The organism is Streptomyces sp. NPDC104202, from assembly GCF_055584185.1.
Genome location: NZ_JBVJMN010000102.1, coordinates 1 through 14,858 on the forward strand (window position 1 = coordinate 1; position 14,858 = coordinate 14,858).

The window sequence follows — 14,858 nt, forward strand, 5'->3', positions numbered from 1 at the left end:
CCCCCCCCCCCCCCCCCCCCCCCCCCCCCCCCCCCCCCCCCCCCCCCCCCCCCCCCCCCCCCCCCCCCCCCCCCCCCCCCCCCCCCCCCCGCCGCAGAGGTCCCCGCCCCCTCGTCAGTCCCGGCCGCCGAGCCCCCGCACCCGCACGGGGAGCCCCGCCTCCGTCACACCGTCGTCCGTGACCCGCTCCACCACCACCCGCCCGTCGGCCAGGCGCGACTGGTAGCGCTCGATCTCGGCCGGCTCCCAGCCGTCCCCCGTGTCCCGTACGACGAGCCCGCCGCCGGTCCGCCCCGGGGCCGGCGCCCACACCTCCAGGGTGAGCGCGCCGTCCTCCCCGCGCACGGCAAGCACCGACCCCGCGCGCGCGAGGACCGGGATCCGGGAGAGCGGCGCGTCCAGCAGCACCTGGCCCGGGCCCTCGTACGCCTGCCCCGTCGCCGTGTCGTACCACCGCCCGCGCGGCAGCCGCACCGCCCGCCGGTCCGCGCCCCGGGTCAGCACCGGTGCCACCAGCAGCGCGTCGCCGAGCAGGAAGGCGTCCTCGCAGTCCCTCAGCAGCCGGTCCTCCGGCGTCCCCCACCACACCGGCCGGACGTACGGCGCGCCCGTCATCCGGGCGAGCCTGGCCAGCGTCTCGAAGTACGGCCGCAGCCGCTCCCGTTCGGCCAGCACCTCGCGCGCGTGCTCCAGGACCCCCGGACCGAACTCCCACGGCTCGCGCCGCCCCGCGTCGATCGCCGCGTGCGTGCGGAACAGCGGGAGCCACGCCCCCAGCTGGTACCACCGCAGGTACAGCTCCGGTGACGGGCTGCCGTCGAAACCGCCCACGTCGGGACCCGAGTACGGGACCCCGCACAGCCCGAGCCCCAGCACCAGGGCGAGCGAGGCGCGAAGCCCCGGCCACCCCGTCGACACGTCACCCGACCAGGTGCCCCCGTACCGCTGCATGCCCGCCCAGCCCGACCGCGTGAACAGGAACGGCCGCTCCTCCGGCCGCAGCCGGCGCAGCCCCTCGTACCCGGCGCGCGCCATCGTCAGGCCGTAGACGTTGTGCGCCTCCCGGTGGTCCCCGCCCCGCCCGTCCAGCGCGTGCCGTGCCGAGCGCGGCAGCGTCGGGTCGCCGAAGGGCGAGAAGGACACCGGCTCGTTCATGTCGTGCCACACCCCGGAGAAGCCCTGCCGGAGCCGCTCCTCGTACAGTCCGCCCCACCACTCCCGCACCGCGGGATCGGTGAAGTCCGGATACGCGCACGTCCCCGGCCACACCTCGCCCCGGACCTCCTGTCCGCGCGCGTCCCGCACGAACGCCCCCGCCGCCCGCCCCTCGTCGTACAGCGGGTTCCCCGGCTCGGCCTTCACCGCCGGGTCCACGATCGACACCAGCCGCACGCCCTGCTCCCGCAGCTCCGCCGCCAGCCCCGGCAGATCGGGGAAGCGCTCCCGGTCCACCGTGAACACCCGGTGCCCGTCGTAGTGGTCGATGTCCAGGTGCACGGCGGACAGCGGCAGCCCCCGTTCCCGGTACCCGGCCACCACCCGCCGCACCTCGCGCGCGCTGCCGAAGCCCCAGCGGGCGTGCTGCGGACCGAGCGCCCAGGACGGCGGCAGCGCGGGCGCCCCCGTCAGCGCCGCCCACCCGTGGAGCACGCGCGCGGGGGTGCCGACCACCACCCAGCAGCGCAGCGGGCCCCCGCCCATCCGCACCTCGCTCGTCCCCGGCCGGTCGTGCCCCGACCCGGCGCCCTCCTCGCCCTCGGCCAGGGTGACCCGGCCCTCCCAGGAGTTGTCGTGGAACACGAGATGCGTCCCGGCGTCCGAGACGACGAACTGCACCGGCATGGTCAGGTACAGCGGATCGTCACCCGGGCCGAAGTGCCCCTTGGGGTCGGTGTTCCACAGCCGGTACGAGCCGTCCCGCAGCCGGGGCCCCGCGGCCCGGCCGCCGAGCCCGAAGAAGCGCGAGTCGGCCGGCACCTCGCTGCGCTGCACCCAGCGCGCCCCCGCACCCGCGCCGCCCTCACGGCCGCCGCCCTCCCCGCGCCCCGCGGAGTCCTCCCCGCCCTCCCCGTGCCCCGCCGCGTCCGCCGGCTCCCACCAGCGCGGGGGCAGATCCCGCCGCAGCATCACCCCGCCGGGCGTGCGGACCTCCACCGCCCCGTGCCGCGACACCGCGACCGTCACCCGCTCCGACACGATCCGCCACCCGCCGTCCGTGTCGGGCTCCAGCGACGCCCGCGGGTCCACCTCGGGCGGCTCGCCCGCGACGGCGTACGAGGGCAGCGGCCCGGCCCCGTCCCACCCCCAGAACACGGTGCCGCCCGCCGACACGCAGATCCGCAGCGAGGACCGGGCGAACCGGACGGTCCCCCCGCCGGGCGCCGGCTCCGCCTCCAGGGCGAGCCCCGGCACCCTGGCCCGCTCCGCCCCGCGCGCCGGAAGCCCCCACGCGTCCGTGCGCTCCCGCCGCCACCCCGCCCGTACCGTCCGCCACCCCCGCACCGAACCGAACACCTTGATCGAACGCACCAGTCCACGACCGTCCATGACGATCACCCTGCCACCCACCTGGGGCGATACCGGCTTCGTTCAACTTCCGTTCACCCATGGTGGGGGCACATATTCAACTGCCCGACCATGGGCAGGCAGCCCTGGTGCGAAAGACGATCACATGGCATCGTCCTGTCAGCCGCGTCACGCGCACATCCCAGCACGTGCGCGGGACACACGCCGACCCCGCGTACAGCCAGGGAGCCGCCCCAATGACATCAGCGCAGACCGAACCGCTCTGGCAGCCGGACGACGAACGCATCGCCTCCGCCGCCGTCACCCGCTTCCAGGCATGGGCCGCCGAACACCACGGCGCGCCCGCGGACGGCGGGTACCCGGCGCTCCACCGCTGGTCCGTCGAGGAGCTCGAAGCCTTCTGGCAGGCGATCGCCGAGTGGTTCGACATCCGCTTCTCCACCCCGTACGAGCGGGTCATCGGGGACCGCGCGATGCCCGGCGCCGACTGGTTCCCCGGAGCCACCCTCAACTACGCCGAGCACGCCCTGCGCGCCGCCGACGAGCGCCCCCACGACACCGCGCTCCTCCATGTGGACGAGACACACGACCCGGTGCCGACCACCTGGGGCGAACTCCGCCGCCAGGTCGGCTCCCTCGCCGCCGAGCTGCGCGCCCTCGGCGTCCGCCCCGGCGACCGCGTCAGCGGCTACCTGCCCAACGTGCCGCAGTCCGTCGTGGCCCTCCTCGCCACCGCGGCCGTCGGCGGCGTGTGGACCTCCTGCGCCCCGGACTTCGGCGCCCGCAGCGTCCTCGACCGCTTCCAGCAGGTCGAACCGGTCGTCCTCTTCACCGTGGACGGCTACCGCTACGGAGGCAAGGAGCACGACCGCCGCGACACCGTCGCCGAACTGCGGGCCGAGCTCCCCACCCTCCGCGCCGTCGTCCACATCCCGCTCCTCGGCACCCCGGCGCCCGACGGCACCCTGGCCTGGGACGACCTCGTCGCCGGCGACGCCGAGCCGGTCTACGAGCAGGTGCCGTTCGCGCACCCGCTGTGGGTCCTGTACTCCTCCGGCACGACCGGCCTGCCGAAGGCGATCGTCCAGTCCCAGGGCGGCATCCTCGTCGAGCACGTCAAGCAGCTGGGCCTGCACTGCGACCTGGGCCCCGAGGACGTGTTCTTCTGGTACACCTCCACCGGCTGGATGATGTGGAACTTCCTCGTCTCCGGCCTCCTCACCGGGACGACCGTCGTCCTGTACGACGGCAGCCCCGGCTACCCGGACACCGCCGCCCAGTGGCGCGTCGCCGAGCGCACCCGCGCCACCCTGTACGGCACCTCCGCCGCGTACGTCATGGCCTGCGCCAAGGCCGACGTCCACCCGGGACGCGACTTCGACCTCTCGGCCGTGCGGTGCGTCGCCACCACCGGCTCGCCGCTGCCCCCCGACGGCTTCCGCTGGCTCCACGACGAGGTCCGCGAGAACCTCTGGATCGCCTCCGTCAGCGGCGGCACCGACGTCTGCTCCTGCTTCGCGGGCGCCGTCCCCACCCTGCCGGTCCACATCGGCGAGCTCCAGGCCGCCGGACTCGGCACCGACCTGCAGTCCTGGGACCCCTCGGGCAAGCCCCTCGTCGGCGAGGTCGGCGAGCTCGTCGTCACCAACCCCATGCCGTCCATGCCGATCCACTTCTGGAACGACCCCGACGGCAGCCGCTACCGCGACAGCTACTTCGAGATGTTCCCCGGAGCCTGGCGCCACGGGGACTGGATCACCATCACCGACCACGGCTCCGTCGTCATCCACGGCCGCTCCGACTCCACCCTCAACCGGCAGGGCGTCCGGATGGGCAGCGCCGACATCTACGAGGCCGTCGAACGGCTCCCGGAGATCCGCGAGTCCCTCGTCATCGGTCTGGAGGAGCCGGACGGCGGCTACTGGATGCCGCTCTTCGTCCACCTCGTCGACGGCGCCACCCTCGACGACGAGCTGATCGACCGCATCAAGCGCACGATCCGCAGCGAGCTCTCCCCCCGCCACGTCCCCGACGAGATCATCGAGGTCCCCGGCGTCCCGCACACCCTCACGGGCAAGCGCATCGAGGTCCCGGTCAAGCGCCTCCTCCAGGGAACCCCCCTCGCCAAGGCCGTCAACGCCGGCTCCGTCGACGACCTCGGCCTCCTCCACTTCTACGAGTCCCTCGCGGCCAACCGCAGGAACTAGGCCGCAGAGCACGACGGGGCCCGCCGATCGCGTCCGATCGGCGGGCCCCGCCCGTTCCGCTCACACCTCCGGGACCACCCCGGCCGCCGGGGCGGCCGCCTTGGCCAGGACCGCGGACACCCCGAGGACCGTTCCGGCGGAACCGGCCGGGGTCCTCTCCGTGAGCACCGTGCGCTGCCCGAGGAACGCCGACGTCGTCCGGTCGAAGATCCACTGGGTCTGCTCGCCGTGGGCGGTGCGGGCCACGGCGACGCCCTCGCGCCCGGCCGCGTCCGTCGCCGACGGCAGGACGGTCACCCCGGGGATCCGCGCCGCCGCCCCGTACAGCGCGGCGGTCACCTCCGGCGGGGCCCAGGTCTCCGCGAGCAGCGTCCCGATCGCCGTGAAGGCCCGCTGGTCGGTGTCGCCGCCACCCGCGCGCGTGCCCTCCCGGACCAGGCGCAGCAGCGCCTCCGGATCGGTGGGCAGCGTCGCCACGTACGCGTGGGTCGGTTCGGTCACCGAGGGGGGCCGCGTCCCCGCGGTGCTCCTGCGCGGTGCGGCCCCGCGGTGGTCCAGCTCGTACACCGGCGGCTCGGCCCCGCCCAGGGGCGTGTCGGAGGCCCCGGCCTCCCGCAGCAGCCCCGGCCGGCCGCCGTCGGCGGAGAGCCACACCTCGCGCCGGTGCGCGGGCGGCAGCACGGCCGGCCCCCCGTCAGCCGAGCGCCCCGCGAACGCGACGAGGCTCCGCACGTACACGTACGCGTCGGGCCCGACGTCCGGCACGGGGGCGGCGGCCGCGGCCAGCGCAGCGCCGGACAGCACACGCACCGCGTCGGGCGAGGCCGGACGGCCCACCGACACCCGCCCGGGAGTCCCGGCAGGCGGCTCCCCGGGAGCCAGGACGACGACACCGGCGACCACCGCGCAGGCGACGGCGGGCGCGGCGAGCCATCCGGCACGCGCCCTCCGGCGGGGCGCGCGCGTACGTCCGCCCGGACGGGCCGCCGCCGCTCCGTCCCCGGCGCCGAGCGCGCCGCGCAGGACGTCGTACCGCAGCTGCCTGCTCCGTTCGGCCGTCAGCTCGGGCACGGGAGGCGCAGGCAGCAGCTCGGCGAGTTCGGCGCGCAGCGGGTCGTCGGCACCGGCCCGCGGCGGGTGAGGGGCGAAGGCGTTCATGACGGGTTCTCCGTGGTCTCTCGGACGGTCGAACGGACGGCGCCGGCATCCGAGCCGACGAGGGGCGCGGGCGCGGATCCCGCCCCGGCGGACGGACCGGGCCAGGCCCCGGCTTCGTGCTGCTCGCTCGCTGCCCGTCCGCCGTCGCGCGCGGCGGACCCGGACCGCCCCCGCCGTCGCGCGGCGCGGAGTTCTGCGTCCGCCAGCTTGCGGAGCCGCTCACGGGCACGGGACAGCCGGGAGCGCACGGTGCCGACGGGGACGCCGAGCGCCTCCCCGGCGGCGGCGTAGTCGAGGCCCGCCCAGACCACCAGGGTGAAGACCTCGCGCTCGCGCCGCCGGAGCCGCCCGAGGGCGACGCGGGCGGCCCGCAGCTGCTCCCCGTCCTGCATCCGGTCGAGGAGGTCGTCGGCGAAGTCGGGCAGGACGCCCCGCTCGGGGAGCCTCGCCAGCGCCGCGTCGCGGCGCCGCGCCTCACGGGCGGCCCCGCGCATGATGTTGGTCGCGATCCCGAGCAGCCACGGACGGAGGCTCCCGCCGTCGGCGTGCACCCTCCCGCGACACCTCCAGGCCTCCAGGAACGAGGCGGAGACGACGTCCTCGGCGGCCGTACGGTCGCCGCACACCCGGTAGGCGTAGTGGTACAGCACGCGTGCGTGCTCGTCGTACGCCTCGCCGAGCGCCGAGGGGTCCCCGGCCCGGAAACGATCTCTCATAGGTGATTCCACATCTGGCACTGGCCGCCGGTTCGTGCGGGTTCCCGTGACCTGGAGCACATCGGCGGTGGGTGTGGCCCAGGTCACGGGAACGCCCCGGCCGTCAAAGGCAGTGCTGGACATGAACGTTTCCTCGACACCCCACGCCCCGGCCGCCGCCCCGGCCGCCTCCCCGGCCACCGACACGGCCGCCACCGGCCCGGCCGGCCCCGCGAGCCGCCGCACGGTCCTGCGGAGCCTGGCCCTCGCCGGAGTCCTCGCCGGCACCACCCTCTCGGGATTCTCCCCGGCCACGGCCGCCGAACCCGCCCCCGAGACCTACACCCTGACGATCCGGCACCTGGACCGCACGGGCGCCACCACCGGCGGCTACCTCACCCACGTCACCGGGATCTCCGGACCCGGCGCCGCGGAGGAGGCCGCGCCCTACGACGCCGGCGGCACCGTCACCGTCCGTCTGCCCCGGGGCCGCTACCTGCTCGACTCCACGCTGTACGGCGCCGACCCGGCCGCCGGAACCGACTGGATCGTCCAGCCCCGCCTGGACCTGGACGGCGACACCACCGTCACCGTCGACGCCCGGACGACCGCACCGGTGGACGTCCGTCCGGCGGAGGCGGGCGCGCGCTACCTGAACAGTCTCGGCTTCGTCGAGGTCACCCACGAGGGCCGCACCCGCTCCGCGAACGTCATGACCGCGCGCGAGGGGCTGCGCGTGGCCCACCTCGGCCCCGCCGCCGAGACCGGCTCGGTCAGGGAGTGGTTCGACACCTACTGGTCCGGCGCGAGCGTCGACTACGCCCTCGGCTACACCTTCACCGCCGACCGCGCCCTGACCGGCCTCGTCCGGCACCCCGCCGACGGCGACCTGGCCACCGTCAGGATCCGCGCGGCCGCCCCCGACGGGGTGCCCGCCACCGGCTTCGTCGCCGTCCAGCCCAGCGCCGGTCCCACGGTCGGCCTCGTCCAGCCCCTGCGGCAGCCCGGCACGGCGACCGTCCTCGTGACCCCCGAGCGCGGCCGGTGGGACGCCGAGTACTCCGGTCCGTCCGCACCCGAGACCCCGCCCAACCGGTACACCGCGAGCGGGTTCGCGGTCCGCGCGGGTGCCACCACCACCCACACCTTCGGCAACGCCGTCTTCGGCCCCGCCCTCGACACCGCGCCCGGCGCCCGCCCGGCGGGAGTCCGCGACGGCGACGCCCTCGCCCTCGACGTCCCGCTGCTCGCCGACGGCGACGGCCACGCCCCGAGCGCGCCCCGCTTCCACGGCGCCACGACCACGCTCCACCGCGACGGGGTCCTGATCGGCACCCGGCACGGCGACCCGGGCCGCGCCCGGTTCACCGCCCCGTCCGGCCGGGCCGTGTACCGGCTCACGGCCACCGCGACCCACGGCGACGGCCCGGCGGCCGGCGGACGTGTCACCGCCTCCTGGACCTTCGTCTCCGCCCGTACCTCCGGCCCCACCGCGCTTCCGCTCAGCACCGTCCGGTTCGCCCCGGCCCTCGGCCTCGACGGCACCGCGCCCGCCGGCACCGCGGTCCGCGTGCCGGTCATCGTGCAGGGCGCGGCCGCCGCGACCGGCATCCGCTCGCTCGCCGTCTCCGTGTCCACCGACGACGGCGCGACCTGGACCCGCGTCCCCGTCCTCGACGGCGCGGCGGGCTTCCGCACCCCGGGGCCGGGCCGCACCGTCTCCCTCCGCGCCGAACTCACCGACGCGGACGGCAACACGCTCACCCAGACCCAGCGCAACGCCTACCGGACCCGCTGACCCGCACCCCGCCCGTCCCCACGGACGCTCCGGAAAGGCCACCGCCGTCCCGGAGCATCCGTGCGTCACCCCCCGTACGTGGCCTGCGTGTCTCCCAGCACCTCGGCGAAGTCCGCCGCGAGCCGCACCGCGTCCTCCGGCGCCAGCGTCGCCGTCGTGATCCGCACCGCCGGGGGAGCGGCGATCCGGAAGCGGGCCCCCGCGGCGACCCACCAGCCCAGTGTCCGGAGCCCGTTCACCACCGCCGACTCGTCGCGCACGGGCACCCACACGTTCAGCCCGCTCGCCCCGACGGCACGGATCCCGCGCGTGCCGAGCGCGCCGACCAGCGCCGCACGCCGTTCCGCGTACGCCGCCTCGCCCGCCGCCACCAGCTCGCCCACCTCGGGGTCGGCGAACATCCCGGCGACGGTCTCCTGGAGCACGTGGCTGACCCAGCCGGAGGTCATCAGCATCCGCCCGTCGTGCCGCGCGGTCGTGACCGCGTCGCACGCGACCCCGGCCCACCGCAGATCGATCCCGAGGTGCTTCGACACGGTCCGTACCTGGGCCCAGCGGTCGAGCCCCGCCGCCGCGAGCGTGTGCGCCGCGGCTCCGCCGACCTCGGCGTTGTGGTCGTCCTCGACGACGAGCACCTCGGGGAACTCCCTCAGTACGGAGACGAGTTCGTCCCGCCGCGACCGGGTGAAGAAGGCCCCGGTCGGACACTGGCCGCGGGGGCTGCACACCACCGCGCGGACCCCGGCCCGCAGCGCCGCCCGCAGCGCGTCCGGCACCAGCCCCTCGCCGTCCACCGCCACCGGGACCATCCGCAGCCCGAGGGCCGGCACCAGGTCGAGCAGGTGGTGGAAGCCGGGATCCTCCACGGCCACCGCGTCGCCGGGCCGCAGCTCCGTCGACAGGAGCCGCGCGATGCAGTCCAGCGCCCCGTGCGCGAACGTCACGTGCTCCGCCGGTACGCCGTCCCGCGAGAACCACTCCCGGGTCAGCTGCTCCAGGACCGGCAGGCGCGGGGCCGCGCGGTGGGAGCCGTACACCGGGCTGACGGCCGACGGCGGCCGCAGGACGGGCAGGAACGCCGGGTCCGGATGTCCGCCGGCCAGGTCCACGAGCCCGGCCGGAACGCGCGGCGGCCGGCGGGACGCCACCGACGGCATCTCGGCCACCACCGTGCCGCCCCGGCCGCGGGTGACGATCAGTCCCCGTTGCCGCAGTTCCTTGTACGCCGTCGCCACCGTCCCCGGACTCACGCCCAGGGTGTCGGCGAGGCGCCGCACGGGAGGCAGGGCGTCGCCCGGCGCGAGCCCTCCCTCGGCCACGCCGCGTTCGACGGACGCGGCGATCCCCTTGGCTGTCATGCCCTCGATCGAATATTGTGCTGCCACGTAAGCAATTATGTATCAATACAAAAGAACGCGCAAGGGGGACCCATGAGCCGCACCACCCACCCGCCCCGCCCACCCTTCCGGGACCGCATCCCCGGAGGCCGCGACGGCCGCCGCATGCTCCTCGTCGGCTTCATCGACAAGTGCGGCACCGGGCTCTGGTCCACGGCCATGGCCCTCTACTTCACCTACGTCACCGGCCTCGGCCTCGGGCAGGTCGGCCTCCTCATCGCCCTCTCCGGCGCGGCGGGCATCGCGGGCGCCCCCCTCGGCGGCCGGCTCGCCGACCGCTTCCCCCTCGTCCGCGTCATCGTCTGCACCCAACTGCTGCGCGCCGCCGCCCTCCTCGCCCTCCTCACCACCGACGACTACCTGCTCCTCGTCCTCTTCTCCGCCGCCGGCGCCCTCCCCGACCGCGCCACCAACGTCCTCACCAAGCTGTACGCCGCCCGCATCGCCGGCCCCGACCGCGTCCGCTACCAGGCCATCAACCGCACCACCTCCAACATCGGCTGGACCCTCGGCGGCCTCGGCGCCGCGGCCGCCCTCGCCGTCGGCTCCACCACCGCCTTCCAGCTCCTCCTCGTCGGCGACGCCCTGTCCTACCTCCTGATGGCCGCCCTCACCCTCCGCTGCTCCGAACCCCCCGCCCCCGCCCCCGCCACGTCCCGCGTCGCCGCCGCCTCCACCGACACGCCGCCCCGGAGCAGGCCCTCCAGCCCCTGGCGCGACCGCGGGTTCCTGGCCTTCACCGCGGGGGAGTCCGTCTTCTTCCTCCACGACTCCGTCCTCCAGGTCGCCCTGCCGCTCTGGATCGTCCACGCCACCGACGCCCCCGTCGGCCTCGCACCGCTCCTGATGGTCATCAACAGCGCCCTCGTCGTGGCCTTCCAGGTCCCCCTCTCCCGCTTCGGCGGCACCACCGAAGCCGCCCGCCGCCTCTTCACCCCCCTCGCCGTCCTCTTCGGCGTCGGCACGCTCGGCCTCGCCGTCTCCCCGCTCGGCGACCGGACCCTGGCCATCACCGCCCTGGTCACCGCCGCCGTCGCCCTCACCTTCGCGGAGATGATCCACACCATCGCCTCCTGGGAGATCTCCATCGCGCTCGCGCCCGACGACGCCCAGGGCGCCTATCTCGGGGTCCACGGCCTCGCCCAGTCCACCCAGCGCTTCGCGGGCCCGCTCGTCATGACCGCCCTCGTCTCCGCCGGCCCCCTCGCCTGGCCCTTCCTCGGCGCCGCCCTCGTCGCCACCTGCGCCGCCCAGAACCGACTGGTCCGCCGACGCCTCACCGAGCCGTCACTGTCAGTGGCCAAGGTTACGGTGAGTGAGCACTGATCGGAGCATCACCAGGGGGAGACATGACCAGCGCCGCCACCACCACGACACGCCTCCGCCGCGCCCTGCGCCGCGAGATGCCCACCACCGTCGGACTCCTCGCCGACGAGCACGACTTCGGCGCCATGCGCCGCTACCGCAGCTTCCTCTTCGACGACCACGCCCTCTACCTCCAGCAGGTGGAAGCCCTCCTCAAGACCCTCGCCCGGCAGGGCGGCCACACCACCGTCACCCTCTTCGACCCCGACGAGTACGCGGCCTGGTGCGCCGAGACGGCCCTCGACCCCGACGACCCCACCACCCGCGGCCGCTTCACCGCCCACCTCGCCGCCACCGGCGCCCGCGTCACCTATACCGGGCAACCCCTCGCCACCCTCCTCCCCGAACTGGTCGACACCGCCGTCCGCCACGCCACGTGGGAGTTCGCCACCACCGTCCTCGCGACCGCCGGCACCTGCGCCACCTGCGGCGAGGACATCGGCCCCGTCTCCTTCGACCGCGCCGACCGCATGCTGCGACGACTTCTCGAAGCCGCCGGACCCGGCACCCACCACCTCGTCTGCAGCGTCCCCGCGGCCGACGAACATCTCCTCGCCGTCCTCCACGCCCACGGCACCACCCGCCCCGACGACGGCGCCGCCACCGAGTTCACCGCCGTCCTCGCCGCCGGCATCGCCCTCGGCGCAGCCGCCGGACTCGTCCTGCGCACCACCGCCCCCGGCGCCCGCGACCGCCTCCACGGCTGGCGCCTCCACCGCGGCACCCTCACCCCCCTCACCGAGGCCGAGGTCTTCGCCGCCTACTGCACCGACGCCCGGACCGGAGAACCCCTCGCCCCGGAACCCGGCGTCGACTACCGCGCCGGACTCACCCTCGCCCCCGACCCCGACGACGACCACCCCCTCCACCGCTGACCCGCCCCGGTACGCCGAAGGGGCCTCCCGCCACCCACGTGACGGAAAGCCCCTTCGATCAACGACGTACCCCCGGGATCACTCCCCGGACAGCACCGCCTGCGCGGCCATCCGCGCGTCGTGCGCCGTGTCCGCCGCACGCGCCGCGGCCGCGGCCCGCTCGCACTGGGCCAGCGTGTACTTCGCCAGCGTCGCGCGCACATAGGGAATGGACGCCGCACCCATGGAGAGCGAGGTGACCCCCAGACCTGTCAGCACACACGCGAGCAGCGGATCCGAGGCGGCCTCGCCACAGACACCACAGCTCTTGCCCTCGGCCTTGGCCGCCTCGGCGGACAGCGCCACCAGGTCGAGCAGCGCCGGCTGCCACGGGTCCTGGAGCCGGGACACCGCACCGACCTGACGGTCCGCCGCGAAGGTGTACTGCGCCAGGTCGTTGGTGCCCAGCGACAGGAACTCCACCTCCTGCAGGATCGAGCGCGCCCGCAGCGCGGCCGAGGGAATCTCGACCATCGCACCGAACTTCGCCCGCAGCCCCGCCTCACGGCACGCGTCGGCGAACGCCTTCGCGTCCGTACGGTCGGCCACCATCGGCGCCATGACCTCGAGGTAGACCGGCAGACCCTCGACCGCCTTCGCCAGCGCGGTCAGCTGCGTCCGCAGCACGTCCGGGTGGTCCAGCAGCGACCGCAGACCCCGCACACCGAGCGCCGGGTTCGGCTCGTCCGCCGGGGTCAGGAAGTCCAGCGGCTTGTCCGCGCCGGCGTCGAGCACCCGCACGACCACACGGCCCTCGGGGAACGCTTCCAGCACCTTGCGGTACGCCTCGACCTGCTTCTCCTCGGACGGCGCCTTCTTGCTGTCGTCCAGGAAGAGGAACTCCGTACGGAACAGACCGACGCCCTCGGCACCGGCCTCCACCGCCGCCGGAACGTCGGCGGGACCGCCGACGTTGGCGAGCAGCGGCACCTTGTGCCCGTCGGACGTCGCACCCGGACCACTGGACGTGGCCAGCGCGGCCTTCCGCGCGGCAGCGGCCTCGGTCAGCTCCGCCTTCTTCTCCTCGCTCGGATCCACGAAGAGCTCGCCGGTGGAACCGTCGACGGCGATGAGCGTGCCCTCGGCCAGCTCACCCGCCCCCGGCAGCGCCACGATCGCCGGCACACCGAGCGCCCGCGCCAGGATGGCGCTGTGGCTGGTCGGCCCGCCCTCCTCGGTCACGAAGCCCAGCACCAGCGCCGGGTCCAGCAGTGCCGTGTCGGCCGGAGCCAGGTCCCGCGCGATCAGCACGTACGGCTCGTCGCTGTCCGGAACCCCCGGCATCGGCACGCCGAGCAGACGCGCCACGATCCGGTTCCGCACGTCGTCGAGGTCCGCGACCCGCCCGGCCATGTACTCGCCCGCACCGGCCAGCAGCTCGCGGTAGTGCGAGAAGGCGTCGTAGATACCCCGCTCGGCCGTGCTGCCGACAGCGATCCGGCGGTCCACGTCGGCGATGAGCTCCGGGTCCTGGGCGATCATCGCCTGGGCCTCCAGCACCGCCTGGGCCTCGCCGCCGGCGAGGTTGCCCCGGGCGTTGAGGTCCGCGGCCACAGCCTCCACGGCCTGGTGGGCGCGCCCCTGTTCGCGCTCCGCCTCCTCGGCCGGAATCTGCTTGGCCGGCGGTTCCAGGACCGCCGTGCCCATGTGCCGGACCTCGCCGATCGCCACTCCGTGGCTGACGCCGACGCCTCGCAGCGTTGTCTCCATCTCACCCGTCTCCGATTGAGCGGCGGCCCCGGCCGCCGCGTTGAATGTCGAACTCGCGGTCGTCACGAGGACGATCCGGCTCAGTTCCAGCCGAAGAGCTGGTCGCCGGTCTTCACGTCGCCGTCCTCGACGACGTCGTGGAGCGAGTCCGCGGTGGCCTCCAGGGCCACGATGGGACAGATGGGGGACTTGCCGGCGGCCTCGACCTCGGCGGGGTTCCAGCGCACGACGGCCTGTCCGCGCGTCACGGTGTCACCCTTGTTCACGAGCAGCTCGAAGCCCTGCCCGTTGAGCTGGACGGTGTCGATGCCCAGGTGCGTGAGCACACCGTGTCCCTCGCCGTCGACGACGACGAAGGCGTGCGGGTGCATGGAGACGACGACCCCGTCGATGGGGGACACCGCCTCCGAGGGCTCACGTACGGGATCGATGGCGGTACCGGGCCCGACCATCGCACCGGAGAAGACCGGGTCGGGAACTGCGGCGAGACCGATGGCGCGTCCAACAAGCGGCGACGTCACGGTTGTCATGGGAAGCCTCCCAGGGGCGGAGATTGTGTGGCGCCGTCACTACCTGTCCTGGACGGCGTACTGTTCTGAAGCGTATGTCATGGGAAGTCCTAGTTCCGCACGAGACGTACCAGTTGGGCGGAGCTAGGGACCACCAGCGACGATTTGCCTCTACTGACGGTGGGATGTACTGTCGTACTCCTGCCTGACCCCAACGCGGCCTTGAGTCGCGGGTCGGCAGCACCTATCAAGCCAGATCCTAACCCCAGTGGTCTACACCTCTGCATGCTCGCGGAGGGGTTGGTCAGGGGGACCGAGAAAGCCTGGTAATGTTTGACCCCGCCGGGAACGGAAACACGAAAGTGAATTCCTGCCCTGGTAACCCGGTCCAGCGGGTGGCAGAAACGCAAAAACGGATCTGCTAGGCTGGAAACACGAAATACCGAAGGGAAAGCCCGGAGGAAAGCCCGAGAGGGTGAGTACAAAGGAAGCGTCCGTTCCTTGAGAACTCAACAGCGTGCCAAAAATCAACGCCAGATTAGTTGATACCCCGTCCATCTTCGGATGGCGAGGTTCCTT

Annotated in this window: 10 protein-coding genes; 4 read left to right on the top strand and 6 right to left on the bottom strand. The window is 74.6% G+C overall.

The window, feature by feature from the left end; translation table 11 throughout:
* Window positions 1-114: 114 nt before the first annotated feature.
* A complete protein-coding gene (locus tag ACZ60W_RS36140) occupies window positions 115-2,547 on the bottom strand; it encodes a glycoside hydrolase family 31 protein (protein WP_469759642.1) in 2,433 nt (810 codons plus the stop codon).
* 215 nt (window positions 2,548-2,762) lie between these two features.
* Here ACZ60W_RS36140 and ACZ60W_RS36145 point away from each other — a divergent pair, with 215 nt between their 5' ends.
* Complete coding sequence (locus ACZ60W_RS36145) at window positions 2,763-4,733, top strand: acetoacetate--CoA ligase (protein ID WP_469759643.1); 1,971 nt, start codon at window positions 2,763-2,765, stop codon at window positions 4,731-4,733.
* A gap of 60 nt (window positions 4,734-4,793) precedes the next feature.
* Here the strand turns inward: ACZ60W_RS36145 and ACZ60W_RS36150 are convergent, their stop codons facing one another.
* Both ACZ60W_RS36150 and ACZ60W_RS36155 read right to left on the bottom strand, forming a co-directional pair.
* Window positions 4,794-5,891 (bottom strand): CU044_5270 family protein, encoded by a 1,098-nt coding sequence (locus ACZ60W_RS36150; protein ID WP_469759644.1) that lies wholly within the window; start codon window positions 5,889-5,891, stop codon window positions 4,794-4,796.
* Window positions 5,888-6,607 (bottom strand): RNA polymerase sigma factor, encoded by a 720-nt coding sequence (locus ACZ60W_RS36155; protein ID WP_469759645.1) that lies wholly within the window; start codon window positions 6,605-6,607, stop codon window positions 5,888-5,890. Before ACZ60W_RS36155 ends, ACZ60W_RS36150 begins: the two co-directional genes overlap by 4 nt.
* 121 nt (window positions 6,608-6,728) lie before the next feature.
* Here ACZ60W_RS36155 and ACZ60W_RS36160 point away from each other — a divergent pair, with 121 nt between their 5' ends.
* Window positions 6,729-8,384, top strand: a complete 1,656-nt coding sequence (locus ACZ60W_RS36160) for a serine protease (protein ID WP_469759646.1) — start codon at window positions 6,729-6,731, stop codon at window positions 8,382-8,384.
* A gap of 65 nt (window positions 8,385-8,449) precedes the next feature.
* Here ACZ60W_RS36160 and ACZ60W_RS36165 read toward each other — a convergent pair whose 3' ends face one another.
* Entirely contained in the window at window positions 8,450-9,769 is a 1,320-nt protein-coding gene (locus ACZ60W_RS36165) for an aminotransferase class I/II-fold pyridoxal phosphate-dependent enzyme (protein WP_469759647.1), read from the bottom strand.
* Window positions 9,770-9,814: 45 nt separating this feature from the next.
* Here ACZ60W_RS36165 and ACZ60W_RS36170 point away from each other — a divergent pair, with 45 nt between their 5' ends.
* Window positions 9,815-11,107 carry an MFS transporter gene (locus tag ACZ60W_RS36170; RefSeq protein ID WP_469759648.1) on the top strand — a complete coding sequence of 431 codons (1,293 nt, stop codon included), beginning with the start codon at window positions 9,815-9,817 and terminating at the stop codon, window positions 11,105-11,107.
* 23 nt (window positions 11,108-11,130) lie between these two features.
* The gene (locus ACZ60W_RS36175) at window positions 11,131-12,021 is read left to right on the top strand and encodes a hypothetical protein (protein WP_469759649.1); all 891 of its coding nucleotides are present in this window, start codon (window positions 11,131-11,133) and stop codon (window positions 12,019-12,021) included.
* 78 nt (window positions 12,022-12,099) lie between these two features.
* Here the strand turns inward: ACZ60W_RS36175 and ptsP are convergent, their stop codons facing one another.
* Together ptsP and ACZ60W_RS36185 are read right to left on the bottom strand one after the other, a co-directional pair.
* Window positions 12,100-13,770, bottom strand: a complete 1,671-nt coding sequence (gene ptsP, locus ACZ60W_RS36180; RefSeq protein ID WP_469759650.1) for a phosphoenolpyruvate--protein phosphotransferase — start codon at window positions 13,768-13,770, stop codon at window positions 12,100-12,102.
* An 80-nt stretch (window positions 13,771-13,850) separates the two neighbouring features.
* Window positions 13,851-14,300 carry a PTS sugar transporter subunit IIA gene (locus tag ACZ60W_RS36185; protein WP_469759651.1) on the bottom strand — a complete coding sequence of 150 codons (450 nt, stop codon included), beginning with the start codon at window positions 14,298-14,300 and terminating at the stop codon, window positions 13,851-13,853.
* Window positions 14,301-14,858: the final 558 nt, after the last annotated feature.